Below are 26199 nucleotides of genomic sequence, written 5' to 3'. Positions count from 1 at the left end.
TCATGGCGTAAGTATAGTCCACCTGGCTTCTCATCTAAATGATGAAAATTCAGCAAGTTGTTTTAGCTTACGCCTGTTGAGTTAGCTAAACAGAACGGGAACTCATTCCCTGAAAGCGCCTCGCATAAATTATTGTTGTGCAGCCAGCCACGCCATCACCCTTTCCCCTGCCTCATCCACCGGCAGATAGACCAGCAGTCGCGAGCCGTTGCGCGGGGCGGAGTACCAGTACATCTGCTGGAGAGTAAAATCCCCGAGCTCAGGATGGCTGAACAGCTTCAGCTGGTTTTCTACGCCGCGCACGTCGTAACGCTGGTGCCACAGGGTTTTGAACTCTTCCGAGACGGCAAAGAAGCGCGCCAGTTTCGCCTCCCACTGGGGATCGCCCCGGTGCTCGGCCATCGCCGCGCGAAAATAGGAGACAAAAATCGCCAGCACGTCGTCACGTCTGCCAAGCCGGGCGCGCCACGCCGGATGCGTGAGATAGAGATAGATACAGTTGCGGTCTTCCGGCGGGATGTCGTTAAAGTCGACGCCCATCAGATGGCAGAAGCTGTCGTTCCACGCCACGATATCGAAATTCGGCTTCTGGATGCTGGCAGGTTTTGGCATCAGGGTATCCAGCAGACGGCGGGTGCCTTCGCTGATGCCCTCGCAGCAGACCGCCCCCTGCGGCGCTTCGCCCGGCGGCAGCCCGGCCAGCAGGAACAGGTGGCGGGATTCGGTCGGGGTACACTGCAGCGCTTTCGCCACCGCAGCCATCACCGCGCTGGACGGGTTCACGTCCCTGCCCTGCTCCAGCCAGGTGTACCAGGTGACGCCGACATCCGCCAGCAGGGCCACCTCCTCACGGCGCAGGCCCGGCGTGCGGCGTCGGCCGCTGCGCGGCAGGCCGAGGCGCTGGGGATCGAGACTTTCACGCCGCGCGCGTAAAAATGCGCCCAGCTGTTTACGGGTGTCATCCTGGAGTGAGGTGACCGGTTCAGACATCAGCGCCATATTGCCCCCTGCATGGTAGTGCCAGTACCAGTATAAGCAAGAACTGGTACCCGTTTATCAGATCGTTGATGCTACGGCCATCTGCTGTTTGACGCAATGGAGTCACCATGAATACGTCAGTTGTTTCACCGGGCCGAGCAGGCCTGATATTGCTGTTAACCGGCCAGATGCTGCCGCTGATTGATACCTCGATCACCAACGTGGCGCTGGATTCCATCACCCATTCGCTGCATGCCACCGCCACCGAGCTGGAGCTGATTGTGGCCCTTTACGGCGTGGCCTTCGCCGTCTGCCTGGCGCTCGGCAGCAAGCTGGGGGATAACCTCGGTCGCCGTCGTCTGTTTATGTGGGGCGTCGCGAGCTTTGGTCTGGCCTCGCTGCTGTGCGGAATGGCGGGCAACATCGAGCAACTGCTGGCCGCGCGCATCGTGCAAGGGGCCGGGGCAGCGCTGATCGTGCCGCAAATTCTTGCCACCCTTCACGTCACCCTGAAAGGCACCGCCCATGCCAAAGCCATCAGCCTGTTTGGCGGTATCGGCGGGATTGCCTTTATCGTCGGGCAGATGGGCGGCGGCTGGCTGGTATCAGCGGATATCGCCGGGCTGGGCTGGCGCAACGCCTTCTTTATCAACGTGCCGATCTGTCTGCTGGTGCTGGCCCTGAGCCGCCGCTTTGTGCCGGAGACCCGTCGCGATACCCCGTCGCGCATTGACTGGCAGGGTACCGCGCTGCTGGCGGCGATCCTCTGCTGCCTGCTGTTCCCGATGGCGCTGGGGCCGCAGTGGCACTGGTCGTGGCCGCTGCAGGTAATGCTGCTCGCCATTATCCCGCTGGCCTGGTTAATGGCGCTGAACGCGCGTAAAAAAGAGCGGGAGGATGCCCACCCGCTGATCCCGCCGCGCTTAATGCAGCTCGGCAGCATCCGTTTCGGGGTGCTGATTGCAATGCTCTTTTTCAGCGTCTGGTCCGGGTTTATGTTCTGCATGGCGCTGACCATGCAAACCGGGCTGGGAATGGCCCCGTGGCAGTCCGGGAACAGTTTTATTGCCCTCGGCGTAACCTATTTCGTCTCGGCATGGTTCGCTCCGCGCCTGATTGCCCGCTACAGCACCAGCACGATTTTGCTGTCCGGGCTGGCGATCCAGATAACCGGCCTGCTGGCGCTGATCGCCACCTTCCGCGTCTGGGGAATGGACAACACCGCCCTGACCCTGGCCCCGGCCACCGGGCTGGTGGGCTACGGCCAGGCGTTGATTGTGAACAGCTTTTACCGCATCGGCATGCGCGATATTCAGCCCGACGACGCCGGGGCCGCCAGCGCGATCCTCAGCACCCTGCAGCAGGCGGCGCTCGGTCTCGGTCCGGCAATATTTGGCGCGATTTTGCTCCACGCCCTGCACAGCCATCACGGGGATTACGCCCGGGCGATCAACGTCTTCCTGGTGGTGGAAACGGGGATGATGATCGTGCTGGCGCTGGCCACCCTGCGACTGCGCCATCGCCTGAGCCTGCCGGTGGTGAAGGTCTGTCAGGCCGCTAAATAAGCCTCACGAATTTGCAAAACGGTTCCGCAGTCGCCATTATGGCGGCTGCTTTAATACAGGAGACGTTATGCAGGAGTTTATTTCCCTGGTCGAAGAGTCAGGTATTGAAATTAATCACACCACCAGCCTGGTGATTATTTTTGGACTTATCTTTCTGACTGCACTCATTATTCATTTTATATTACATAAAGTCGTTTTGCGGGCATTTGAAAAACGCGCCCGCGCCAGCAGCCATTTATGGCTACAGATCATTACCCAGAATAAATTATTTTACCGTCTGGCCTTTACCCTGCAGGGCATAATCGTCAACATCCAGGCGAAACTGTGGCTGCAAAGCGGCAGCGACGCGGCGGAATTATTAACCACCTGCGCGAAACTGTGGACGATGGTGTATGCCCTGCTCACCTTTTTCTCGCTGCTGGACGTCGTTTTCAATCTGTCACAAAAGATGGCCACCGCCTCGCAGCTGCCGCTGAAAGGGATTTTCCAGGGCATTAAGCTGGTGAGCGCCATTCTGGTTGGCATCCTGATTATCTCCCTGCTGATTGGTCAGTCCCCTGCCATTCTGATTAGCGGCCTGGGTGCGATGGCGGCGGTGTTAATGCTGGTATTCAAAGACCCGGTTCTGGGGCTGGTCGCCGGTATCCAGCTGTCGGCAAACGATATGCTCAAGCTCGGCGACTGGCTGGAGATGCCGAAATACGGTGCTAACGGCACGGTAACCGATATCGGCCTGACCACCGTAAAGGTGCGCAATTTTGATAATACCATCACCACCATTCCCACCTGGGCGCTGGTCTCCGATGCCTTTATTAACTGGAGCGGGATGTCGGCCTCCGGCGGACGGCGCATCAAGCGCAGCCTGAATATCGACACCACCAGCGTTCATTTTCTCGACGAACAGGAGCAGCGGCAGCTGATTCAGGCGAAGCTGCTTAAACCTTATATGGTCACACGCCATGAGGAAATTACGCTGTGGAATCAGCAAAATGGTGAAGGGGAATCGGTGCTGAACCTGCGTAAGATGACCAATATTGGCACCTTCCGCGCTTACCTGAATGAATATCTGCGCAACCATCCGAATATCCGCAAGGATATGACCTTAATGGTGCGCCAGTTAGCGCCAGACGCCAACGGTCTGCCGATAGAAATATATGCCTTTACCAACACGGTGATCTGGGCGGAATATGAGGAGATTCAGGCCGATATCTTCGATCATATTTTTGCGGTGATCGATGAATTCGGCCTGCGTATTCACCAGTCGCCAACCGGGAACGATATTCGCTCCCTGGCAGGCGCGCTGGCGAAATAATCAGGTGCTGGCGCGGGAAATAAAGCGCCAGTTCATCATTACCCGCTCGGTAGGGGCGTCGGGGTTGTCGATTTTATTCAGCAGCAGATCGACCGCCTTACGCCCGATATCCCGCGACGGCTGCTCGATGGTGCTGAGCGGCGGCGAAACCATCCCGGAGAGCTCCGTGCCGTCGAACCCGGCTACGGCGATATCCTGCGGCACGCGCAGCCCCGCCTCTTCAATCGCGCGCAGCGCGCCCGCGGCCAGGGTATCGGAGACGGCAAAGACCGCATCCGGGCGCGGTTCGGCGGCCAGCAGTTTGCGCATCGCCGCTTTGCCTGCGGCGGCGCTCAGATCGCTGGCATACTCCACCGCCTGATATGACAGGTCGCGCAGGTGCAGCACGCTTTTATACCCCCGCTCGCGCAGACGGGCATATTTGTAGCTCAGGTCATGGTTGATCAGCGCGATCCGCTGACGCCCGCCGTCCGCCAGGTGGCTGACCACATGCTGGGAAGCATCGACGTCGTTAATCCCGACGCAGGAGACCGCGCCCGCGTCGGCGTATTCGGCGCACTGCACCCAGGGGGCATCGCCAATCAGCGCCGCCAGTTCGGTGAGCCGGGAGAAGGCGTCCATGGTGATAATGCCGTCGACCATTTTGCCGGTGAGCAGGCTGAGCCCCGAGCGGGAGCGTTCAATGTCGGAGCCGGAATTACACAGCAGGATGCGGTAGCCGTTTTTCTCCGCCTGCTCCTCAATGCCCTTCACCACTTCGGCGCAGAACGGGTTGGCAATGTTGGAGACCATCACCAGCACCATATAGCTGCGCGACGTTCGCAGCTGACGGGCCAGAAGATTGGGCTGATAGTTAGCCTCTTTAATCGCCTGCAAGACGCGATCGCGTTTTTGGCTTTGACGGTATCGCTGTTATTCAGCACGCGCGATACCGTCGCCACCGAGACGCCCGCCAGTTGGGCGATTTTCTGAATTGACATAGCGACGAGTGATCCTGCAGTTTGCGTTAGCAGCAGGCTACCATAAATGCGTTGCCCGGCGCACCGGGCAAGGTGTTACTGCGCGACGGCGACCCAGCGCTGCTGCTGATGGCTTTTCACAATGGCATCAATGATGTACATCACGTTCGCCCCGTCATGGAAGGTGGCAAACACCGGCTTCTCCGGCATCCTGCCCGCCTGCACCGCGCGATAGAACTGCGCCATCATGTTTTTGAAGGCGTCCGGCCAGCCTTCAATGTGCCCGCCGGGGAAGTGGGCGCTGTTGGCCACATCCTGGTTCATCAGGCCCGGATCGTCCGTCAGCGTCTGATTGGCCTGCGCCCGATGGCCCACCCACAGCTGCTGCGGCACCTCCTGATCCCAGGCCAGGGAACAGTCGCTGCCGTTCACCTCAAGGCTGAGGCGGTTTTTACGTCCGGCGCTCACCTGCGAGACGTTAAAGCTGCCCTTGCTGCCATCCTCAAAGCGGAACAGCACCGAGCCGAAATCCTCGGTGGTGACCGGTTTGTCCTCATACACCGCCTCGCCCGCCTGGCTGAAGGTCTGATTCCCGGCCACGTTGGCCTTGCGGGTCGGCCAGACGACCGAGAGATCGGCCATCACCTCGACGATGCGCCGCCCGGTTATAAACTGGATAGTGTCGCACCAGTGGGAGCCGATATCGGCCACCGCCCGCGATGCCCCTCCGAGCGCGGCGTCGACCCGCCAGTTGTAGTCGGTTTCCAGCAGCATCCAGTCCTGAAGATAGCTGCCGTGGGCGGCAAACAGCCGTCCGAGGCTGCCCGCCGCTACCATGCTCGCCGCCTGGCGAACCATCGCAAACTGGCGATAAACAAAGCTTACGCCGTGTATCACGCCCGCCTGCTCCGCCAGCGCCACCAGCTCCCGCGCCTCGTCCGGGGTCATGCATAGCGGCTTTTCAGAGAAGACATGCTTCCCGGCTCGCAGGATCTGGCGGTTGATCGCCGCATGCAGATGGTTCGGGGTGCAGTTATGCACCACATGCAGATCCGGGTGGGCCAGCAGTGCATCCACAGTGCCGTAGGCATGGGGAATATTAAGCGCCCGAGCCTTCTCTTGCGCCTGTTCCAGCGAGCCGTCGCACAGGGCGACGACCTGCACAAAGCCGAGACGGCGCAGGGCTTCGATGTGCGCCGGGCCGATAAAGCCGCTGCCGATAATGCCGACGTTAATCATGAAGTTCTCCTGCGGCGAAATCGTCAAACGCCCGATCGGAGACCGGAATAATGTGGCGGGAGATAAACTCGCGCCCTTCCCGCGCCCCGGTGTCGCCATCCTTCAGGCAGCACTCCCACTCCAGCACTGCCCAGCCGTCGTAGTCGTACTGGGTCAGCTTGCTGAAGATGCCCTTGAAGTCGATCTGCCCGTCACCCGGCGAGCGGAAGCGTCCGGCGCGGTTGATCCAGCTCTGATACCCGCCATAGACTCCGCTACGCCCGTTGGGGCGGTACTCGGCATCCTTCACGTGAAACGCCTTGATGCGGGTGTGGTAGTGATCGATATAGCTCAGATAATCGATCTGCTGCAGCAGCAGGTGGCTCGGATCGTAGAGGATGTTGCAGCGCGGGTGGTTGCCCACCAGCGCCAGGAAACGCTCAAAGGTGACGCCGTCGTGCAGATCTTCCCCGGGGTGGATCTCATAGCAGACGTTCACCCCCTGCTCGTCGAAGGCATCCAGAACCGGCCGCCAGCGGCGGGCCAGTTCGCTGAACGCCTCCTCGAAACGCGCCTCGTTATGCGGCGGCCAGGGGTACATAAACGGCCAGGCCAGCGATCCGGAGAAGGTGGCGTGGGCGGTGAGCCCGAGGCGGGCCGAGGCCAGCGCCGCCTTTTTCACGATATCGGTAGCCCATGCCTGGCGGGCGGCCGCGTTGCCGCGCACCGCCTGCGGGGCGAAGTTATCAAAGGCGTCGTCGTAGGCCGGATTGACGGCGATCAGCTGCCCTTCAAGATGGGTGGAGAGCTCGCTGATGACCAGCCCCTTCTCCGCCAGCCTGCCGCTTATCTCATCGCAGTAGGTCTGGCTTTCCGCCGCCTGCTCCACGTCAAAAATCGCTTTATGGTTGCAGGGAATTTGCAGCGCTTTATAGCCCTTTTCCGCCGCCCAGCCTGCCAGCCCGTCGAGGGTGTTAAACGGCGGTTGCCCGCCGATAAACTGCGACAGAAAAATGCCCGGGCCTTTAATCGTCCTCATACCACCTCCAGTAATTACGCCTTGTCGTCGTCATATTTGAACGAGACGAGGAAAACAAGCGCGATGACCGCAGCCGCCACCGCCGGGATCCACCAGAAGGTGACCCAGGCCTGAGGAACGGTCTGCCCCGCCACCAGGCGGTTGTACAGCGCGCCAGAAATCTGTGAGCCCAGCAGCATGCCGATGCCGTAGGTGAACATCACGATCATGCTCTGCGCCTGGCCTTTTACCTTCTCGCCCGCGACGCGGTCGGTGTAGATAAAGCCCACCACAAAGAAGAAGTCATAGCACACGCCGTGCAGCAGGATGCCGAGATAGAGCAGAATGCGTCCCTCTTCGCTCACGCCGAGGGCAAACATCGCGTAACGGACAAACCACGCCAGCATGCCGATCAGCAGCATGTACTTCACGCCCAGGCGGCGGAACAGCAGCGGGATCACCAGCATAAAGAAGATTTCGGACATCTGGCCGAAGGACATAGCGGTACTGACATCCGCGATCCCGGCATCCGCCAGATAGGACGCGGTGTAAGCGTAGTAAGTGCCCAGCGGGACGGAGATCAGCATCGCGCACAGGCAGAAGATAAAGAAGTGACGGGTTTTCAGCAGGGCGAAGGCGTCGGCGCAGAAGAGATCGCGCATCTTCACCGGCATGCCTTTAGCAGGCGCAGGCGTGTGCGGCAGCGTCAGGCTATAGAGCGCCAGCAGGACGGAGCTGGCTGCCGCGACGTGGAAGATGGTGACGCTTGCGGCGACACCGGTGACGCCGATAAAAATCCCCGCCACAATCCAGCCGATGGTGCCGAACACGCGAACCACCGGGAAGGTTTTATCGACATTCGCCAGGCTGTGGAAGGCGATATTGTTGGTCAGCGCCAGGGTCGGCATGTAGCAGAGGGTGTAGCCAAACAGCAGGCCGATCAGCAGCGCGCCGTTTTCCGCCATCAGCGCACCCGGCACGAACCAGAGGATCGCCGCCCCGGCCAGATGCATCACCGCCATCACCTTTTGCGAGGCGAAGAAGCGGTCCACCAGCATGCCGAGCACAAATGGCGATAAAATAGAGGCGATTGGCCCGGCGGAGAACGCATCGCCAATCAGCAATGACATGTTGTGCTGGGTCATCACCAGACCGAGGGTGACCGACCAGCTCCCCCAGATAAAGAATTGCAGGAACATCATCAGCGACAGGCGCGGCACCAGCATCCGGTGCTGCCCTATCACCTTTCCACTACTTTCAGTTGTTGACACCATGATCAGCCCCACCCTTAAAAAGTAATCGATTACAAATCGTATCTAATGAAAAGTAATCGATTACAAAACAAAGATCCTGGGGATCGATCAAGAAGTGGGAGGGGGGTCACGATAAAGGTGAAGGTGGGTGCGGGGAGATGCCGGGTGGCGCTTCCCCTCACCCTAACCCTCTCCCCAAAGGGGCGAGGGGATCGTCCGTGCGAATATTTAGAGCGCCACCGGGCATCAAACCGCACAAACCGTAGGCCCGGTAAGCGCAGCGCCACCGGGCAATAGCCGACTACTTCTTGCGCGACAGCTTAAACGCCGCAAACAGGAACAGAATCCACACCGGAAGCAGAATTGCCGAGGTGCGCATGCCGTCCATGGTGCACATCAGCACCAGGATCATCGCCAGGAAAGCGATACAGAGGTAGTTACCCGCCGGGTAGAGCAGCGCTTTGAACTGCGTTTCGCGCCCTTTGCGGCGCATCGCGGCGCGAAAACGCAGGTGCGCCAGGCAGATCATGATCCAGTTCAGCAGCAACGTTGCCACCACCAGCGCCATCAGCAGGCCAAAGGCCTCGTGCGGCAGCAGGTAGTTGATCAGCACCACCAGCGAGGTAATGCCCCCGGAGAGCAGGAGCGAGTTCACCGGCACGCCGCGACGGCTGACGCGGGTCAGGAACTTCGGTGCGTTGCCCTGCACGGAGAGGCCAAACAGCATCCGGCTGTTGGAGTAGACGCCGCTGTTATAGACCGACAGCGACGCCACCAGAATCACGAAGTTCAGCGCAGAGGCCACCAGGTTGCTGTTCAGATCGTGGAAAATCATCACAAACGGGCTGCTGTCGGACTTCACTTCCACCCACGGATAGAGCGCCAGCAGAACCACCAGCGAACCGATATAGAACAGCAGAATACGGTACACCACCTGGTTGACCGCTTTCGGGATGCTTTTATGCGGATCCCGGGCTTCGGCGGCGGTAATGCCGATAAGCTCCAGTCCGCCAAAGGAGAACATGATCACCGCCAGGGAGAGCACCAGCCCTTTCCAGCCGGTAGCGAGGAAGCCGCCGTGCTGCCACAGGTTGTCGATGGTCGCCCGCTCGCCGCCGTGGTCGGTGAAGAGCATCCACAGGCCAAAGCCGATCATGCCGATAATCGCCAGCACCTTGATCAGGGCAAACCAGAATTCCGTCTCACCGTACAGGCGCACGTTCACCAGGTTAACGGCGTTGATGATGATGAAGAACACCGCCGCCCAGACCCAGGTCGGTACGTCCGGCAGCCAGTACTGCATGTAGATCCCTGCGGCGGTCAGCTCCGCCATTCCCACCAGCACGAACATCACCCAGTAGTTCCAGCCGGAGAGGAACCCGGCGAACGGGCCCCAGTATTTGTAGGCGAAATGGGCGAAGGAGCCGGACACCGGCTCTTCAACCACCATCTCCCCGAGCTGGCGCATGATCAGAAACGCGATGATGCCCGCAATGGCATAACCCAGCAGCACGGCGGGGCCGGCCATCTGAATGGCGGGCCCGATACCGAGGAACAGCCCGGTACCAATTGCGCCGCCGAGGGCGATAAGTTGAATATGGCGGTTCTGTAAACCACGGTGGAGCGTCGGTGTCTGTTCCGACGCGGCTTCAGCAACACTTTTATCTGAAGCGGATGAGGCGTTTCTCACGGCCTGGCCCTGTCTCTTTCTATGGAAGGGGCACCTTTTAACACTTCAGACAGACGGGAGCAAGTTAAACGCCGGGCAGCGGTTGCTGCCCGGTGCGAGCGGATCACGACCCGATAATGCCGCCGTCCGCTCTGGTGATGACCACCGTCGAGGCGCGGGGGCGTCCGTTCGGGTTATTGTCCGGCCAGTTGGAGACGGCGCGCGGGTTTGCCGGGTCGGTAATGTCGTCCCCGCCCTCGCCCGGATGCTGAATGTTGATAAACAGCGTGCGGTTGTCCGGCGTGAACGCGATGCCGGTGATTTCGCACCCGCGCGGGCCCGTCAGGAAGCGGCGGTACTCGTTGGTGCCCGGAATGGTCGCCACCATCTGGTTATTGCCCATTCCCTCGTAGGCTTTCTTATTAATGGTGCTGGAGGAGACGTCGGTCTGGATCCACAGCACGCCCTGATGGTCGAACGACAGGCCGTCCGGGCTGCCAAATTCGGCCCCCTTCATGCTGCCCTTCGCCTTCTCATCCACGGTGTCCGTGCGCCCGGCCAGCACCAGGATGTCCCATTTGAAGCGTAACGCCGCCGGATCTTCGCCCTCTTCGTGCCAGTGCATGATGTGGCCGAAGGCATTACTGGCTCGCGGGTTGGCCGCGTCCACCGGCGCTTTGCCCTCTTTGCCGCGATCGCTGTTGTTGGTTAGGGTGCAGTAAACGCTGCCGCTGGCGTGCGGATCGACCGCAATCCACTCCGGCCTGTCCATTTTGGTGGCCCCCACCGCATCGGCCGCCAGGCGGGTTTTGATCAGCAGATCGCCCTGGCTTTCGAAGCCTTTGCTCTTGTCCAGCCCGTTCTGGCCGAAGACCAGCGGCAGCCACTCGCCGGAGCCGTCGTCGTTGAACCGGGCGACGTAGAGCGTGCCGGCGGTCAGCAGCTGCATATTGGCGGCGCGATCGGCCGGATTGTATCTGTTGTCGGAGACAAATTTGTAGATGTACTCAAACTTCTGGTCGTCGCCCATGTAGGTGACCACGCGCTTGTCGGCGGCCAGGGTGACGGCGGCACCTTCATGCTTGAAGCGCCCCAGCGCGGTGTGTTTGCGCGGCGTGGAGTCCGGGTTGTAGGGATCGATCTCCACTACCCAGCCAAAGCGGTTCGGCTCGTTAGGGGTTTTATCGACGCTGAACCTGTCGTCCACTTCGCTCCAGCGGTAGGACTCATCGCTGTCGCTGATGCCGTAGCGCTTCTCCAGCGCGTTACGTTCGCCTTTCTTGACGAAAATATCCGACCAGTTCTCTTCGCAGGTCAGGTAGGTGCCCCACGGCGTGTGGCCGTTGGCGCAGTTTTGCATGGTGCCGAGCACCCTCTCGCCCTGCGGATCGGCGGCGGTTTTCATTAAGTCCTGCTGACGCGCCGGACCGGTGAGCTGCATCGGTGTGTTGACCGTGATGCGGCGGGCAAAGCCGGAAGGACGCACCACTTCCCAGTCGCTGCCGTTCTTTTTCACCTCGATAACCGACACGCCCATGGCGTTCTGGCCTTTACGCGCTTTATCCAGGCTCCAGTTGGCGGTGCCGTCGCTAAAGAGCATGCCGTTGTCGATGTACTCATGGTTCATCGCCAGCAGGCCGTGGCCGGAGTTCTCTTCCCCCTGCGGCAGGCTAAACCACGCCATGCCGTCATGGTGCATGCCCGCCTGCGCTGCCTGTTCGTCGGTGGTGTTGCTGGCGTCAAATTTGAAGTCCGGCATTGCGCCCTTAATGCCGGTGGCATCGCCCCAGCGGTAGAAAGGACGCGCGACGTAACCCTCGGGCACCCTGACCGTATCGTCAGTCGACACCGGAATGCTGGTAAAGCCGAGCGCGACCGCCTTGCTCAGGGCTGAAGGCCGGGAAACCGCGGCCAGGGCATTTTCAGACTTAAGCAGGAACGGGAAAGAGGCGGCGGCACCGGCAATGGCGCCCATCTGCAGGAAACGGCGGCGGGAGAGCACGCTGGAAAAGACCGGGTTAGCGCTGGAATTGCTGACATCGTCGCGATGTTCTTTTTTGAATACGGACTTAAGAGGTTTACCCACAATGGCTTCCTTTCTTCAGGCTAAGAAACGATAAAGTGGGAACACTATAAGTACAATTGATTACATTTTTATAACAGTCAGAAGGGGGCATCCCTGCCCCGATAACGAGGGTCGAACTCAGAACTCGTAGCCGACAGAGACCTTAAAGGTGCGCGGCTCCCCCTGGAACAGGTAGGTGCCGCCGTCGTCCACGCTTGACCAGTAGTTTTCGTCGGTGATGTTTTCGATCCCGGCGCGAACGGTCATCTGGTTCTGGTCATTGTTGACCGCGAAGCGGTAACGCATGCCCAGATCCAGGGTGGTGTAGCTGTCCAGCTTCTTGCTGTTGGCGAGATCCGCATACTGCGAGCCGGAGTGGTTTACGCGGGCTGTGGCGGTCAGGCCGTCGACAGGCTTGATGTCATACTCTGCCCCCAGCACGCCGTAGAAGCTCGGGACGCCAATGGCGTCATTGCCCTGGTTAACGCCGTTGTTGGTTTTGGTCAGCTCCGCCTGCAGCCAGGTGGCGCTGGCGTTCAGACGCAGGCCCAGCACCGGCTCGCCAAAGACGTTCAGCTCCACGCCGCGGTTACGCTGCTCGGCATCCAGACCGTAGTGTTTGGTCTGGCTGTCGAGAATGGCGGACGGCATTTTGATCTCAAACAGCGCCAGCGAGCCGCCAACGCGACCGAAATCGGCCTTCACGCCCACTTCGTTCTGCTTAGAGTGGACGATCCCGGTGCTCTGGCCGTAGTTGGTGGCGGTGTTTGGCGCGGTTTTACCCGGCTGCAGCGCCTCGGTGTGGTTGGCGTACAGCGATACCGTCTCCCACGGTTTGTAGACCACGCCATAGGTCGGCATCCAGCGGCTGCCGTCGAAGCTGTCCGCCTCGTTTTCGTGACCGGTGATTTTGTTATAGCCGCGGATCACCACCTTCTGATGACGGGCCCCAACGGTGAACAGCAGGGTGTCATCCAGCACCCCGAGGGTGTCGCTCAGCAGCCAGCCCTGAGTGCGGGTGCGGCCGCTGGTCAGCGGATCGCTGTAGTTACCGCCGGAGCCGTTTAAGTTAGTGCTTGGCGGCGCGTCCACGCCGGTATTGTGATAGATGTTGGTGACCGGGTTATCCTTCGCGGCCGACATCTTCCAGGCGATTTTCTCGTTTTTGCTCATCGCCGAGTAGCCGACGTTCACCTTGTGCGACACAAAACCGGTATCGAAGTTACCGCGGATGCCCGCCATGCCGCTCACGCTGTCGCTGATGCGGTTGGTATCGAGACGCGACGCGGTGGCTTTGCCGCTCTTGTCCACCAGCTTCGCACCGCTGTAAAGCCCCTCTTCATGGGCGTGCTGGGCACCCAGACCGGTGTAAGCCGTCCAGTTGTCGGTGATGTCGTACTCGCTGCGCCACATGCCGAATTCGTTTTCGATGTTGCTGTAGGCCCATTTCTGCGAGTAGTTACGATCGTTTTTCGGCGGCTCGGGCACGAAATCAACGCCGGAGATGTTGACCCCGGTTTCTGAGCCGTGGAAGGTTTTCATCTGATAACCCAGGTCCACGGAGCTGCGGAACTTATCGCCCGCATAGTCCAGGCCGGTGGAGAGCAGCGTGGTGCGGCGACGATCGTTGGCTACCGGGGCCTCGCCTTCACGGTGAACCACGTTGACGCGGGCGCCAAACTGGTCGTTATCGCCAAAGCGACGACCGGCATCCAGGGTGGTGCCAATCTGCGAATCGGAGGTGTAGTCCACGCCCACTTTCGCCTGCGGCGTAGCGCCCGCATGTTTCGGCTCAAGGTTGATCATCCCGCCCACGCCGGAGCTGGCTGCGCCGTTCATAAGGGAGTTGGCGCCTTTGAAGATCTCAATGCGATCCACCATCTGGGCGTCCACCACCTGGCGCGGCAGCACGCCGGAGAGTCCGCCGAAGGTCATGTCGTCCCCGTCGAACTTCAGGCCGCGAATGCGATAGCTCTCCGCGCTGTTGCCGTAGCCCTGCACGGACTGCACGCCCGCATCGTTTGCGACCACGTCAGCAATGGTGCGGGCCTGCTGATCTTCCACCAGCTTCGAGGTGTAGCTGATGATATTAAACGGTACGTCCATCGCATTTTGCTGACCGAGCATCCCCATGCGTCCGCCGTTTGCCACCTGGCCGTCCAGGAAGGCCGGTACCAGCTGGTCGCCGCCGGGTTTGAAGTCGCTGGCAGCGGACTGCACCACGATGGTCTCTTCTTTTTTGCTCTCCGCCGCGACGGCGGAATGAGCGATCGTGCCGATGGCGAGGGCTAGCAGCGTTTTGTTCATTTTTCCGGTGTTGTTCATGATTAACTCGTTCAAAGTTCGCGCAAAATGGCCCGTTGCCGGGCCTTAATTGTTATAAAAACGTCTATTTCAGGGCGATACGGACAACGCTGTCCGGCCCGTTGGTAGAGTGGTCTTTGTTGAACGCCTGTTTCACGGTGACGTACAGCGTCTGACCATCCGCCGACAGCAGCAGGCTATTCGGATTCGGCGGCAGATCCCAGCTCTGCTTCACGGCATAGGTCGTGGCATCCAGGCTCAGCAGCTTGCCGCTTTCGCGCTGGGTGATGTACAGCTCGTTGCGCTTAGCGTTGAATTTCACCGCCAGCGAATCGCCCACATCGAGCTGTTTAACGAGCGCCCCGGTGTGGATATCCAGCACCAGCGTGGTTTTGGCTTTTGAGTTGTCGGTGACGAACAGGCGGCCGGTGGCCGGATCTTCCGCCAGGTTCAGCAGCAGGGCCGGTTTATCCCCGAGCGGCTTCCAGCGTTTTTCGATGCGGTTGCGCTCAGGATTAACAATCAGAATTTCACCGCCGCCGTTTGCCACATAGATACGCTGGGTTTGTTCAGACCACATCAGGCCGGTGACCCACTGCCCCGCGTTTTTGATGGTTTTTTTCAGTGTCAGGGTTTTGGCATCCACCACCCAAATCACCGCCGGATCGGCTACGCCGCCGATGTACAGGACGTCGTTATGCAGCAGAACCTGACGCGCGCCGTACGGGTAGCCCTCTTTGTTGCGCTCGGTAAACAGCAGGCGCTTTTTGATTTTGCCGTCTTCGGTGCTGATGGCGCTGATCCCGCCGTCCAGCGAGTTGGTGGCATAAACGGTTTTACCGTCCGGGGAGATAGCGAGGGCGAAGTTTTTCAGATCGGTATGGCTGCGACCAATGGTTTTAAGGGTCGCCGGATCGAGCTTATACACCACCCCGCCCTGCACATCCTTAAAGCCTTCCGAGCTGGCAACGTACAGCGCGTCCCCTTTCGGGCTCAGGACCATTTCGTACAGGCCGTCAGCCAGATCGCGTTTTACGACGTTGGTCTGGGCAGGGGCGGCCGGTTTCGGAGCGTCAGCGGCGGGTGCGCTTGTCGCGGTGTGCTGTGCAGCGCAGCCGCTGAGTGAGACGGCCACGAGCAGCGCCAGAGCGGATAATTTTTTGGTCATCAGGAACATCCTTTACCGTGCAAAATGTGAGGAGGACGCCTGCGTCGCTTATGTTTTGCGATTAGGTTTGTGGATTCAGACCGTCAGGCCAGTGCAGCGTCTCCCGTAACGCTCAGTGTTCCGTGTGAAAAGTGCATTCACTGTTGCTGCGGGAAAGTCCATTCGCGCCCACAAACACTAAAGAGAATGAGAACTATACGCATTATCTATCTGTGATCAAGTGTAAATAGGGGCAACAAAGTAAAAAAGGGGTAAGAAATTACCCCCTTAATGGCGGGATATTATCCTTTGGTGCAATATATGACGGGGGAATTACTGTAGATAAAGTAATAGCTGTCCGCATTCGCAGGCAGGATATTCAGTCTTATTCCCCGCTCCCGGTGCTGAAAGAAATCCGGGACATAAGAAAGGTAATTTAATTTTTTCTTCGGCAGGACGTTGGTTTCGTCAGAGACCATGATCGTTTCGTCTCCTTCGCGCCAGTAACTGAACCCTACCTTATTACTGATCGCCACCGGCTGGGCATTCTCTTCGATATACTCTCCTGATGCGTCGTAACTCCCGACCCCATTATTAAACGAAAAGTTCATTACCGTATCGATTACCGCACCCTGTTCAACAATAATCACATGCGTCTCGCAGCTAAAATTATTGCGCTAATAATGCAGATACCCGGCAACAAACAGCGGGGAAACGGCCAGCAGAAAAAATAATGCTCCAGCGCATTGCTTTGTTATTCATTATCATAATAGGGCTGCCTGTAAAAAATAGACTCGCAGCGCGCATCGCGTTTTTCCGGCGCGCGATCGCAGATAATCACCGATATTCCAAGCTGAGCATGATTGAGGGTGATATAGGCCACATTGCCTTTTTTGCAGGTTAATGGAAAGCGCTGTGACAGCGAGGCCCACGCTCTTTGGCTTTTATCGGTAGACCTCACATCCGTCAATCGTACCTGTCAGGTGATAGCCAACAAATACCGGTTCAGCCTGTTTTATTTCAGGAAAGAGCACGGCGCAGGAGAGTAAAAAAATCGCCCCTGCCAGCCAGTAAAGCATGGACGGTCGCCAGATACGGGGTGTGCGCTGCGCCACCCCGCTACGGGGTGGCGTCAGAATTATTTTTTCTTGTAGATATCCGCGGTGCCGTGGATTTTGTTTTCCGTGTGCCCCGACGTCAGTACCAGTACGTCTGCACCTTTTTTATCCGCTTTTTCCGTCAACTCCTTTTTGGCATCTGAAACCGACACCTTGTTAGAGGTCGAAACAGTGCCAATTTTCGTGTACTGCGTTTCGACTTTTTTAAAGTCTTCCCGCGTCAGCAATTCAGCAGCGAAAGCGCTGGAGGTGAACAACACGGCGGTACCCAGCAGAACAGCAATCGTCTTTTTCATAACCTGATCCCTTGTGATGAGTAAACGAGCAGCGATCGCCTCACTCTATAGCGTGAGGTTTAATCAGCATGGTGAACAAGCGCAGGAAAAGCCACGTTTCCGGGGAGTTTCTTTTATAACAGAGTGTTGCTTCACAAATACGGATAATCCGCGTTAACTGGCGGTTTAATTTTGGCGGGCCTGCAGCACAAACGGGGCGTGTTCTTGTTCAACCGGCGCGCTTTTCAGCACCGAAGGCTCAACGCCGGACAGCTCCGCCATCCCCAGCGCGGAGAAGACACCGCTGTTGATGACCTCATCCGTAAAAGGCACGTTCCCATTTTCCTGACGAATGATCGCCTTGCTTAGCGCAAGCAGGACCGGCGGAGAGGTCACATCCAGGCGGGTCGTGGGCGAGACGCCGAGGGCCTGGCTGACATTCTGAATATAGGCGGTGGTATCGTTGTTATCCTGCGGGGGCGCCCAGCGCGAGATAATTTTACTGATGGTATCCAGACCACGTCGCTGGTAGGAGAGCAGGTTAACGCCCAGCGCGCGGATGCCGTGCTCCGGCGTGGCGAAGGTGGCAAAGCGCCCGTCGGTGCCATTCTGACCCTGCCAGCTGAATGCCCAGCTGGCTTCGAGATTACCCGGGTTGTTATTGCGAATACCGCGAACGCTTCCGCCCGGTGCCGTCCACGACGGACCAGAGCGACCCTTTTTGTACTGCGACAGGCGGTTCATCAGCGCGAGTTGATTTTCGCTCCAGCCCTGGATGCGGGCGTACTGATCCAGCTGGCCAAACGAGGCTGGCGTGGCGGCAACGGCGGTCTGGCGGGTATCGGCGGCATGCAGCGTCGGGATCGCAGGCTGCGTTACGATCGGTTGCGACGCACTGGACATCTGCTGAAAGGAGGCCGGGACGCTGGTCTGGGACGCCCCGGAAGATGAGACCTGAGCCGATAGCGTCGCCACCTGCTGGGTGTTCACGCTCTGCTGCTGTACATAGTAATGCGCAATACCGGACATCATTCCCTCAACATACTTACCCGTTTTCAGCCCGGCTTGATTTACTTCTTCTTATTCAACATCGATTTCAGATCGGCAAAGGGGTTATAGGTGGCTTCACCTACATCTTTTTGCGCATCTTCACCCGCCACCACGGTTGTCCCGTAGATGTCGGCCTCGGTGTACTTCGAATGCTCGTGATCGTGACAGAACAGACACAACAGCTCCCAGTTGCTGCCATCTTCCGGGTTGTTGGTATGGTCATGATCGATATGGTGAACCGTCAGCTCGCGCAGGTTTGAGTAAACAAACTCCCGCGAGCAGCGTCCGCATACCCATGGATAAATTTTAAGGGCTTTTTCACGGTAGCCGCTTTCCAGCCGCGCGTAGTTTTTGGGGATCAGAGCCATTGCCGGTGTTACCTGTCAGAAGGAGACGAGAATGCCCCTACTATATCGCAGAATGGAACCGAAGGTTAAACGAGGTTTCGCGCGATTTTGTAAACCGTTTTCTGATCGTTTGCCGCGGTTTCCTCAGCCAGCCCTTCACGCACCAGGGCGCGTAAATCTTTACGGGCGGTATTATCGGATATCCCCAGCGCCTCGCTGACGTCTGCGGCGGTATAGGCCGTTGTCGATGTTGCCAGCATGATATTCAGCAGCGTGATCTGGCGGGACGTCAGGCGCGATAAGGCCCGCGATTCGAACAGGAACCGCTCAATGTTTGCCGCCCGGGTGACCAGGCCATCAACATGCTGCAGAAGCCGGTCCAGCGCGCGGCGGACGATGCCGGTCTGGTACTCCAGAAAATAAGTCAGATCCATGCCGTCCGTTTCCGTGTACTGGTAACTCTGGGCATATTTCACCGGGGCGGCATGCAGCAGGCTGCTTACCGAGATGTATTTAAACGCCTCGTAACCCGATTTCAGCATAAACCAGTAAAACAGCGCCCGGCTGGTGCGCCCGTTTCCGTCCCGGAAAGGATGCTCGTGGGCGATCATGAAATGCAGGACGCAGGCTTTCACCAGAGGGTGTACATAGTCCGTGCTGCTGTTCACCCAGTCACAAATGCCCTGCAGGCGGGCCGGGAGTTGGTCTGCCGCTGGCGGCTGATGGATCACGTTGCCGTCGTAATCGGCAATCACAACATCGTTTGTCGTGCGGAACTCGCCGGGCTGATACTTCGCATCGTTAATCCCCTCCATCCCTGTCGCATGCATACGGCGGATAAGCTCTGGTGTAAGGGGCTCATTCAACCATTCAGGGATTGCTGCCATCAGCCGCGCATTACCGACGATCATATGCTCGCCTTCGGTACGCGGTGCACGACCGGAGCCCAGCATGTTTCTGGCCACCAGCGTGGTGGTATTAGCCCCCTCCAGCTGCGAGCTGGTGATCGGTTCATCGAGCTGGAGCTGGATCAACGCCGCTCCCGCGCCACGCAGGCGGTTTATCAGGCTATCCAGCGCCAGACCGGTGGCCTGTTTATCTACCCTTTCGCAGGTGGCGAAGAGGGCGGAGGTGAGCACGAATCCGGCCTGATCACCCGCCTGGTTACGGTAATCGATTCGCTGCAGCGCGGCATCGCGGGCGCGACGCGTCAGGGTCCAGGCAAGCGCCACGTTCTCGCGCGGGGATACCCGGTGTCTGAATGCATCAAAGGGAAGATACCGGCCTTTGTCGTCAGTGGTGCGTGCATATTGCTGATGGGCAGCAATATCGGCTCCCGTCAGAAATTCCAGAGGTATCAGACCGGGGGGACGTTTAATGGCCATGATTAAACTATCTCAAAATATCCAATATTTGAGATAGTTTAACGCAGAGATGTGAAAAAGCACATGACGCAGAATCAATAAAAGTGAAAAGTCTGGGGGAGAAAACGGTGCTTGAATGGCACGCCCTAAAGGATTCGAACCTTTGACCTACGGCTTAGAAGGCCGTTGCTCTATCCAACTGAGCTAAGGGCGCACGGAGAAGAAGAAACTTCGCAGTGGTGAAGCGCGTGGAATTATACGGTCAACTCAGGTTGAGTCAATGCATTTTAGTACAATCCTCTTGTAGTTCATACCCATGCCCTGCAACAGGACCGCTTAACAGGAAAATCCGCAAAGTGTGACTGACAGCAGCGCGCGCTTCTGACAAAATATGCTCATCCCCCCTTTCACTCCTTACAGACGGAATCTTCTCTCTGATGGCAGCAAAGATTATTGACGGTAAAACGATTGCGCAGCAGGTGCGCTCTGAGGTTGCGGAAAAAGTGGCAGCACGTCGGGCCGCTGGAAAACGCGCTCCCGGGCTGGCCGTTGTGCTGGTCGGCAGCAATCCGGCTTCACAAATATATGTCGGCAGCAAACGTAAAGCGTGCGAAGAGGTTGGCTTCCTCTCCCGCTCTTACGATCTGCCGGAAACCACCTCAGAAGCAGAGCTGCTTGAGCTGATTGATACCCTGAACGCCGACAAAGAGATCGACGGCATTCTGGTTCAGCTGCCGCTGCCTGCGGGCATCGACAACGTGAAGGTACTGGAACGTATCGCGCCGGATAAAGACGTCGACGGTTTCCACCCGTATAACGTGGGCCGCCTGTGCCAGCGTGCGCCTCGCCTGCGTCCGTGTACGCCGCGCGGCATCGTCACCCTGCTGGAGCGGTATAATATCGACACCTACGGCCTGAACGCCGTGGTCATTGGCGCCTCCAATATCGTCGGTCGCCCGATGAGCATGGAGCTGCTGCTCGCCGGCTGCACCACCACCGTCACCCACCGCTTTACCAAGAATCTGCGCCAGCACGTCGAAAATGCCGACCTGCTGATCGTGGCGGTCGGTAAGCCGGGCTTTATTCCGGGTGAGTGGATTAAGGAAGGGGCAATTGTCGTGGACGTGGGGATTAACCGTCTCGAGAGCGGCAAAGTGGTCGGCGACGTGGTGTATGAAGATGCCGCCGCACGTGCCTCTTATATCACTCCGGTTCCGGGCGGCGTAGGCCCGATGACCGTAGCAACACTGATTCAGAATACTTTGCAGGCATGCGTTGAGTATCACGACGTAGAGGAAGCGTAAGATGGCGACATTTTCATTAGGTAAACATCCGCACGTTGAGCTGTGCGATCTACTGAAGCTCGAAGGCTGGAGCGAAAGCGGCGCCCAGGCCAAGATCGTTATTGCCAACGGTCTGGTCAAGGTTGATGGCGTGGTAGAAACCCGTAAGCGCTGCAAAATCGTTGCCGGGCAGACCGTGAGTTTTGAAGGTCAGAGCGTTACGGTTACTGCCTGAGCGATCTGGCACGCCCGGCGGCGCTTCGCTTGCCGGGCCTACATGAGTCGGTAGGCCGGGTAAGGCGCCAGCCGCCACCCGGCAATTTTCCTCAACATTCCCCCACCTCCATCGCGGTTAATTATCGATCAACTTCAAATAATCACTATTTCATCTGTTGAAATGTGAAAATTAAGTTGCGCGAATTTCAGGCTTTCCTCACGATAAGTAGAACGTTCTACTAAAACGTTCTACTCACTATAATAGCGCTCACAGAGCGTACTCGGGGGAAATCAGCATGGGTCTGATGTCAGGGTTGGTTAAATCGTTGTCAAAACTGTCGATGATTGGTCGCGCGTTAATGCTGCCGATCTCGCTGCTTCCCGCTGCAGGCCTGCTGTTGGCTTTCGGCGATAAATTCCATCTGCCGCTAATGATGAACGCGGGCGGCGTTATTTTTGATAACCTGCCGATGCTGTTCGCCATCGGCTCGGCCGTCGGTCTGGCATCTGAATCCGGTATCGCGGCGCTGTCGGCGGCGGTGGCGGTGTTCGTCACCAACATCACCATCGGCACCGTACTCGGCATCACGCCGGAGATGGCCTCTCAGGGCGGTAAGTACGCCATGGTGGTGGGCATCCCGACGCTGCAGATGGGCGTCTTTGGCGGCCTGCTGTGCGGGATCCTCGCCGCGTGGTGTTATAACCGCTTCCACACCATGCAGCTGCCGGAGTTCCTCGGCTTCTTCTCCGGGAAGCGTTTTGTCGCCATTGCCACGGCGTTCCTGGCGTTTGTGATGGGTCTGCTGCTGCCGTACGTCTGGCAGCATATCCAGGCCGGTATCGACGCGCTGTCGGTGATTGTGAACGGCGATAACCAGGCAGCCTCGACCTTTATCTTCGGTCTGGTGGAACGCGCGCTGATCCCGCTGGGTCTGCACCACATCTGGTATCCCTCCTTCTGGTACTCGTTCGGGGATTACACCACCCAGGCGGGCCAGGTGATCCACGGCGACCAGACCATCTGGTTCAAGATGCTGGAAGAAGGGGTGAAATCCTTCAGCAGCGACACCTATCAGAACGCCGGTAAGTTCATGCAGGGCGAATTCCCGCTGATGCTGTTTGCCCTGCCTGCGGCCTGTCTGGCGATGTACCACGAAGCGCACACCAAAAACAAAAAGATTGCCGCCGGTATCCTGTTCTCTGCGGCGCTGACCTGCTTCCTGACGGGGATCACCGAGCCGGTCGAGTTCACCTTTATCTTCGTGGCACCAATCCTGTATGTTTTTAACGCCATCATGGCGGGCCTGGCGTACATGACCATGTACCTGCTGCATGCGCACATCGCCAAATCCTTCTCCGCTGGCTTTATCGACTACCTGTCGTTCGGGATCCTGCCGTCGTTTAACGGCTATCAGACCAACTTCCTGAACGCCATTATCATCGGTATTCCGATGGCGCTGATTTACTACTTCACCTTCCGCTTCGTGATCCGTCGTTTCGACGTGAAAACGCCGGGCCGCACCGACGTGACGGCCAACGCGGATGATAAAACCGACACCGAAATCGCCACGGAGATCATCGGCCTGCTGGGCGGGGCGCAGAACATCGACTCTGTGGGCTCCTGCATCACCCGTCTGCGTCTGGAAGTGGCGAAGAGCGACATGGTGGATAAGGACGGTCTGAACGGCCTCGGCGCGCGCGGCGTGGTCTTTGTTGGCGACTCCGGTATTCAGGTTATCTTTGGCGCCCGGGCGCAGTTTATCGCCCAGACGATGTCGACCATAATCGGTAAATAATAAGCTGCCTGACCGACACGTCTCCTGTACTCTTACGGGAGGCGTTGTCTTATCAGGCATTTCAGGGAGAAGATGTGAAGAAGGTCAGCATCATAGATGTCGCCAGAGAGGCAGGGGTATCTGTTTCTACCGTCTCGCTGGTTCTGCGTCAGAAAGGAAAGATCTCAGAGGCGACGATTGAAAAAGTCCACGCCGCCATCACCGCCCTGGGCTACGTGCATAACGTGGCCGCCGCCAATCTTCGCGCCAACACCTCCAATCTTATCGGCCTGATCCTGCGCGATTTCAGCGACAGCTTTTCCATCAAAGTGATGGCCAGCATCGTCCAGGAGCTGGAAAAGCAGGGTTATATGGTCTTTCTCGGCCAGCCGCTGAACGACGGCGAGCACCTCGAGCGCTGCCTGCTCTCTTTCAAACAGCAGGGCGTCGCCGGGGTAATCTATCTGGCTTCCGATACGCGTCATGCCGCGCTGCCGGCGCTGATCCGCCAGTGCCCGCTGCCGCTGGTGGCGGTGTCGCAGTCGCTGCTCAACGAAACCTGCAATCTGGTGATGCGCGATAATCGTCAGGCGGCGCATCTGGCTACCCGCTATCTGATTGAGCGCGGCCATCGCAATATCGCCTATATCGGCGGCAGGGAGGGAGATCTGATCCGCGAGCAGCGCCTGCTGGGTTTTCGCAGCGCGATGACGCAAAACGGGCTGGTGTTCCGCGACGAATCCGCCCCCGCATGCAGCGACGATACCCAGGCGGTGAGCTTCGCCACCCGCCAGCTGCTGGAGAAAAACAACACCATCACCGCCCTGCTCTGCCACTCCCCGGATGCGATGATCGGCTCTATCTCCGGTATTCATCACGTTGGCCGCACGGTGGGGAAAGATGTCTTTCTTACCCAGCAGGTAGCGCTGGTGGGGTTTGAGGATATGCTGCACGTTAATCTCACCTCCCCGTCGTTTACCTATGTCTCCTCCGCCAGCGAAGAGACCGGGCGTCAGGCGGCGGGGCTGATGATCCGCCAGCTGAAAGAGCCTGAGCTGCAAACCCAGCGCATTACCCTCTCCGGACAGCTTGTCGCGCGGGAATCGGCGTAATTCAGATTTCCGCCGGGACCTGAGTTCAGCGGCGCTCTGCTATATTTCCATGATTTGCCATGGATAATCACTATGCCAACCATCATTACCCACGCCGCCGTACCGATCTGCCTCGGTCTGGGGCTGGGCACCCGGGTTATTCCCCCTCGCCTGCTGTTCGCCGGGATCGTTCTCGCTATGCTGCCGGATGCCGACGTGCTGTCATTTAAGTTTGGCGTCGCCTACGGCAATATTTTTGGTCATCGCGGATTTACCCACTCGCTGCTGTTTGCCTTTGTGGTGCCGTTACTCTGCGTGCTGGCCGGGCGACGATGGTTCCGGGCGGGGCTGATGCGCTGCTGGCTGTTTTTAACCGTGTCGCTGCTGTCGCACAGCCTGCTGGATTCGGTGACGACGGGCGGGAAAGGGGTCGGCTGGCTGTGGCCGTGGTCGGATGAACGCTTCTTCGCGCCCTGGCAGGTGATTAAGGTCGCGCCCTTTGCCCTCTCACGCTATACCACGCCGTACGGGCATCAGGTGATTATCTCGGAGCTGCTGTGGGTGTGGCTGCCGGGGGTGGTTGTGATGGGGATGTTGTGGTGGCGGCGTGCGCGCTGATGCCCTCACCCCGGCCCTCCCCACAGGGAGAGGGAGAAAACCGGACTATTCCCTCTCCCCTATGGGGAGAGGGTTAGGGTGAGGGGTTACTTACGGCGCCAGGTCGTACCCTGCGGGCCATCTTCCAGGATAATACCCATCTCGGTCAGACGGTTACGCGCGGCATCGGCAGCGGCCCAGTCTTTCGCCTGACGCGCTTCCAGACGCGCTTTGATTAACGCTTCAATCTCCGCCACTTCGCCGTCATCCGACTGCGCACCGCTCTGCAGGAAGGCTTCTGGCTCCTGCTCCAGCAGGCCGAGCACGCCGGAGAGTTTACGCATATGGGAAGCCAGCGCGTTGGCGGCGTGGGCATCTTCCCCTTTCAGGCGGTTCACTTCACGGGCCATATCGAACAGTGCAGAGTAGGCTTCCGGGGTGTTGAAGTCGTCGTTCATCGCCTCGACGAAGCGGGCTTCAAACGCCTCGCCGCCGGCCGCTGGCACGGAGGTGTCGGTGCCGCGCAGCGCGGTGTACAGACGCTCCAGGGCAGAACGCGCCTGCTTGAGGTTCTCTTCGCTGTAGTTCAGCTGGCTGCGATAGTGGCCGGACATCAGGAAGTAGCGGATGGTTTCGGCATCGTAATACTTCAGCACGTCGCGCACGGTGAAGAAGTTGCCCAGCGATTTAGACATCTTCTCGCGGTCAATCATCACCATGCCGGAGTGCATCCAGTAGTTCACGTATTCGCCGTCATGCGCGCAGGTGGACTGGGCGATTTCGTTTTCATGGTGCGGGAACATCAGGTCAGAACCGCCGCCGTGAATATCGAAGTGGTTACCCAGCTGTTTGCAGTTCATGGCCGAACATTCAATGTGCCAGCCTGGACGGCCCGCGCCCCACGGGGATGGCCAGCTTGGCTCGCCCTCTTTGGACATCTTCCACAGCACGAAGTCCATCGGGTTGCGCTTCACGTCAACCACATCCACGCGCGCCCCGGCCTGGAGCTGATCCAGATCCTGACGGGAGAGCTGGCCGTAGTGCGGGTCGGTCGGCACGTCGAACATCACGTCGCCGTTGTCCGCCACGTAGGCATGGCCTTTGGCAATAAGCTGTTCGGTGATCTCAATGATCTCCGGAATATGGTGCGTTGCGCGCGGCTCGAGGTCCGGGCGCAGGATATTCAGCGCGTCAAAATCCTTGTGCATTTCGCCGATCATGCGATCGACTAAGGCGACGAAGTTTTCGCCATTTTCGTTAGCGCGCTTAATAATTTTGTCGTCAATATCGGTGATATTGCGTACATACTTAAGGTTGTACCCGAGGAAACGCAGGTAGCGTGAAACCACGTCGAAGGCGACAAAGGTACGGCCGTGGCCGATATGACAGAGATCGTAAACGGTAATACCACACACGTACATGCCGACTTCCCCGGCATGAATAGGTTTGAATTCCTCTTTTTGGCGCGTCAGTGTGTTGAAGATTTTTAACATCGAAGATTCCATGTGAGACGTGTGTGGGTGAAAACGGCATATTCTAATGGTAATTCAAACCGGAAGCAGCAAGTAATGCAAGGTGATCGCGCGTTGCGGTTA

22 protein-coding genes, 1 tRNA gene and 1 pseudogene are annotated in these 26199 nt (G+C 58.5%); 7 read left to right on the top strand and 17 right to left on the bottom strand.

Annotated elements, in window-relative coordinates; all coding sequences use genetic code 11:
• Positions 1 to 129: 129 nt before the first annotated feature.
• Positions 130 to 999 (bottom strand): helix-turn-helix transcriptional regulator, encoded by an 870-nt coding sequence (locus K5I40_RS13190; RefSeq protein ID WP_223074707.1) that lies wholly within the window; start codon positions 997 to 999, stop codon positions 130 to 132.
• Positions 1000 to 1106: 107 nt separating this feature from the next.
• Between K5I40_RS13190 and K5I40_RS13185 the strand changes: the two genes are divergently transcribed.
• Both K5I40_RS13185 and K5I40_RS13180 read left to right on the top strand, forming a co-directional pair.
• On the top strand, positions 1107 to 2543 hold the full coding sequence (locus K5I40_RS13185) for an MFS transporter (protein ID WP_223074706.1): 1437 nt from the start codon (positions 1107 to 1109) through the stop codon (positions 2541 to 2543).
• Between the two features lie 67 nt (positions 2544 to 2610).
• Positions 2611 to 3855, top strand: coding sequence for a mechanosensitive ion channel family protein (locus tag K5I40_RS13180; RefSeq protein WP_039031570.1), 1245 nt, complete (start codon positions 2611 to 2613; stop codon positions 3853 to 3855).
• Here K5I40_RS13180 and K5I40_RS13175 read toward each other — a convergent pair.
• From K5I40_RS13175 to K5I40_RS13110, 15 genes and pseudogenes are all read right to left on the bottom strand, one after another.
• Positions 3856 to 4835, bottom strand: a pseudogene (locus K5I40_RS13175) (LacI family DNA-binding transcriptional regulator).
• Between the two features lie 75 nt (positions 4836 to 4910).
• A complete protein-coding gene (locus K5I40_RS13170) occupies positions 4911 to 6053 on the bottom strand; it encodes a Gfo/Idh/MocA family protein (RefSeq protein ID WP_223074705.1) in 1143 nt (380 codons plus the stop codon).
• On the bottom strand, positions 6046 to 7071 hold the full coding sequence (locus K5I40_RS13165) for a sugar phosphate isomerase/epimerase (protein ID WP_223074704.1): 1026 nt from the start codon (positions 7069 to 7071) through the stop codon (positions 6046 to 6048). Before K5I40_RS13165 ends, K5I40_RS13170 begins: the two co-directional genes overlap by 8 nt.
• Positions 7072 to 7085: 14 nt before the next feature.
• Positions 7086 to 8324 carry an MFS transporter gene (locus K5I40_RS13160; protein ID WP_039032569.1) on the bottom strand — a complete coding sequence of 413 codons (1239 nt, stop codon included), beginning with the start codon at positions 8322 to 8324 and terminating at the stop codon, positions 7086 to 7088.
• 280 nt (positions 8325 to 8604) lie between these two features.
• Positions 8605 to 9993: a phenylalanine transporter gene (gene pheP, locus K5I40_RS13155; protein ID WP_039032570.1), complete on the bottom strand. Its 1389-nt coding sequence runs from the start codon at positions 9991 to 9993 to the stop codon at positions 8605 to 8607.
• A gap of 103 nt (positions 9994 to 10096) precedes the next feature.
• Positions 10097 to 12058 (bottom strand): PhoX family phosphatase, encoded by a 1962-nt coding sequence (locus K5I40_RS13150; protein ID WP_223074703.1) that lies wholly within the window; start codon positions 12056 to 12058, stop codon positions 10097 to 10099.
• A 117-nt stretch (positions 12059 to 12175) separates the two neighbouring features.
• Positions 12176 to 14362, bottom strand: coding sequence for a TonB-dependent siderophore receptor (locus K5I40_RS13145; RefSeq protein WP_223074702.1), 2187 nt, complete (start codon positions 14360 to 14362; stop codon positions 12176 to 12178).
• A gap of 64 nt (positions 14363 to 14426) precedes the next feature.
• A complete protein-coding gene (locus tag K5I40_RS13140) occupies positions 14427 to 15509 on the bottom strand; it encodes a YncE family protein (RefSeq protein WP_223074701.1) in 1083 nt (360 codons plus the stop codon).
• 281 nt (positions 15510 to 15790) lie between these two features.
• Entirely contained in the window at positions 15791 to 16138 is a 348-nt protein-coding gene (locus K5I40_RS13135) for a hypothetical protein (protein WP_223074700.1), read from the bottom strand.
• A gap of 294 nt (positions 16139 to 16432) precedes the next feature.
• Positions 16433 to 16567 carry a hypothetical protein gene (locus K5I40_RS23935; protein ID WP_255296437.1) on the bottom strand — a complete coding sequence of 45 codons (135 nt, stop codon included), beginning with the start codon at positions 16565 to 16567 and terminating at the stop codon, positions 16433 to 16435.
• Between the two features lie 59 nt (positions 16568 to 16626).
• Complete coding sequence (gene yahO, locus K5I40_RS13130) at positions 16627 to 16902, bottom strand: DUF1471 family periplasmic protein YahO (RefSeq protein WP_039032574.1); 276 nt, start codon at positions 16900 to 16902, stop codon at positions 16627 to 16629.
• A 165-nt stretch (positions 16903 to 17067) separates the two neighbouring features.
• Complete coding sequence (locus tag K5I40_RS13125; protein ID WP_156126929.1) at positions 17068 to 17913, bottom strand: hypothetical protein; 846 nt, start codon at positions 17911 to 17913, stop codon at positions 17068 to 17070.
• A 38-nt stretch (positions 17914 to 17951) separates the two neighbouring features.
• Entirely contained in the window at positions 17952 to 18299 is a 348-nt protein-coding gene (gene yajD / locus K5I40_RS13120; protein WP_039032575.1) for an HNH nuclease YajD, read from the bottom strand.
• 65 nt (positions 18300 to 18364) lie between these two features.
• Positions 18365 to 19663 (bottom strand): Fic family protein, encoded by a 1299-nt coding sequence (locus tag K5I40_RS13115; RefSeq protein ID WP_223074699.1) that lies wholly within the window; start codon positions 19661 to 19663, stop codon positions 18365 to 18367.
• A gap of 116 nt (positions 19664 to 19779) precedes the next feature.
• Positions 19780 to 19856: transfer RNA gene (locus tag K5I40_RS13110), tRNA-Arg, on the bottom strand.
• Positions 19857 to 20079: 223 nt separating this feature from the next.
• Here K5I40_RS13110 and folD point away from each other — a divergent pair.
• From folD to K5I40_RS13085, 5 genes are all read left to right on the top strand, one after another.
• Positions 20080 to 20946 (top strand): bifunctional methylenetetrahydrofolate dehydrogenase/methenyltetrahydrofolate cyclohydrolase FolD, encoded by an 867-nt coding sequence (gene folD, locus K5I40_RS13105; RefSeq protein ID WP_039032577.1) that lies wholly within the window; start codon positions 20080 to 20082, stop codon positions 20944 to 20946.
• Between the two features lies 1 nt (position 20947).
• The gene (gene ybcJ / locus K5I40_RS13100; RefSeq protein WP_223074698.1) at positions 20948 to 21160 is read left to right on the top strand and encodes a ribosome-associated protein YbcJ; all 213 of its coding nucleotides are present in this window, start codon (positions 20948 to 20950) and stop codon (positions 21158 to 21160) included.
• Between the two features lie 277 nt (positions 21161 to 21437).
• On the top strand, positions 21438 to 22937 hold the full coding sequence (locus K5I40_RS13095) for a PTS transporter subunit EIIC (protein WP_223074697.1): 1500 nt from the start codon (positions 21438 to 21440) through the stop codon (positions 22935 to 22937).
• A 74-nt stretch (positions 22938 to 23011) separates the two neighbouring features.
• A complete protein-coding gene (malI, locus tag K5I40_RS13090; RefSeq protein WP_039032579.1) occupies positions 23012 to 24028 on the top strand; it encodes a Mal regulon transcriptional regulator MalI in 1017 nt (338 codons plus the stop codon).
• 72 nt (positions 24029 to 24100) lie between these two features.
• A complete protein-coding gene (locus K5I40_RS13085) occupies positions 24101 to 24625 on the top strand; it encodes a metal-dependent hydrolase (protein WP_223074696.1) in 525 nt (174 codons plus the stop codon).
• A gap of 86 nt (positions 24626 to 24711) precedes the next feature.
• Here K5I40_RS13085 and cysS read toward each other — a convergent pair whose 3' ends face one another.
• Positions 24712 to 26097 (bottom strand): cysteine--tRNA ligase, encoded by a 1386-nt coding sequence (cysS, locus tag K5I40_RS13080; protein WP_223074695.1) that lies wholly within the window; start codon positions 26095 to 26097, stop codon positions 24712 to 24714.
• Positions 26098 to 26199 lie beyond the last annotated feature (102 nt).

The sequence above is a fragment of the Leclercia sp. LTM14 genome, assembly GCF_023736175.1.
Taxonomy (GTDB): domain Bacteria; phylum Pseudomonadota; class Gammaproteobacteria; order Enterobacterales; family Enterobacteriaceae; genus Enterobacter; species Enterobacter barmai.
The sequence above is the reverse complement of the archived record's forward strand: the minus strand, read 5'-3'. Positions and strand labels throughout refer to the sequence as shown.

Bases quoted from the DNA above. Each gene is read 5' to 3' on its own strand.
- K5I40_RS13190 (WP_223074707.1), bottom strand. From the start codon at position 999: ATGGCGCTGATGTCTGAACCGGTCACCTCACTCCAGGATGACACCCGT.
- K5I40_RS13185 (WP_223074706.1), top strand. From the start codon at position 1,107: ATGAATACGTCAGTTGTTTCACCGGGCCGAGCAGGCCTGATATTGCTG.
- K5I40_RS13180 (WP_039031570.1), top strand. From the start codon at position 2,611: ATGCAGGAGTTTATTTCCCTGGTCGAAGAGTCAGGTATTGAAATTAAT.
- K5I40_RS13170 (WP_223074705.1), bottom strand. From the start codon at position 6,053: ATGATTAACGTCGGCATTATCGGCAGCGGCTTTATCGGCCCGGCGCAC.
- K5I40_RS13165 (WP_223074704.1), bottom strand. From the start codon at position 7,071: ATGAGGACGATTAAAGGCCCGGGCATTTTTCTGTCGCAGTTTATCGGC.
- K5I40_RS13160 (WP_039032569.1), bottom strand. From the start codon at position 8,324: ATGGTGTCAACAACTGAAAGTAGTGGAAAGGTGATAGGGCAGCACCGG.
- K5I40_RS13145 (WP_223074702.1), bottom strand. From the start codon at position 14,362: ATGAACAACACCGGAAAAATGAACAAAACGCTGCTAGCCCTCGCCATC.
- K5I40_RS13140 (WP_223074701.1), bottom strand. From the start codon at position 15,509: ATGACCAAAAAATTATCCGCTCTGGCGCTGCTCGTGGCCGTCTCACTC.
- K5I40_RS23935 (WP_255296437.1), bottom strand. From the start codon at position 16,567: ATGCTTTACTGGCTGGCAGGGGCGATTTTTTTACTCTCCTGCGCCGTG.
- yahO (WP_039032574.1), bottom strand. From the start codon at position 16,902: ATGAAAAAGACGATTGCTGTTCTGCTGGGTACCGCCGTGTTGTTCACC.
- K5I40_RS13125 (WP_156126929.1), bottom strand. From the start codon at position 17,913: ATGATGTCCGGTATTGCGCATTACTATGTACAGCAGCAGAGCGTGAAC.
- yajD (WP_039032575.1), bottom strand. From the start codon at position 18,299: ATGGCTCTGATCCCCAAAAACTACGCGCGGCTGGAAAGCGGCTACCGT.
- K5I40_RS13115 (WP_223074699.1), bottom strand. From the start codon at position 19,663: ATGGCCATTAAACGTCCCCCCGGTCTGATACCTCTGGAATTTCTGACG.
- folD (WP_039032577.1), top strand. From the start codon at position 20,080: ATGGCAGCAAAGATTATTGACGGTAAAACGATTGCGCAGCAGGTGCGC.
- ybcJ (WP_223074698.1), top strand. From the start codon at position 20,948: ATGGCGACATTTTCATTAGGTAAACATCCGCACGTTGAGCTGTGCGAT.
- K5I40_RS13095 (WP_223074697.1), top strand. From the start codon at position 21,438: ATGGGTCTGATGTCAGGGTTGGTTAAATCGTTGTCAAAACTGTCGATG.
- K5I40_RS13085 (WP_223074696.1), top strand. From the start codon at position 24,101: ATGCCAACCATCATTACCCACGCCGCCGTACCGATCTGCCTCGGTCTG.
- cysS (WP_223074695.1), bottom strand. From the start codon at position 26,097: ATGTTAAAAATCTTCAACACACTGACGCGCCAAAAAGAGGAATTCAAA.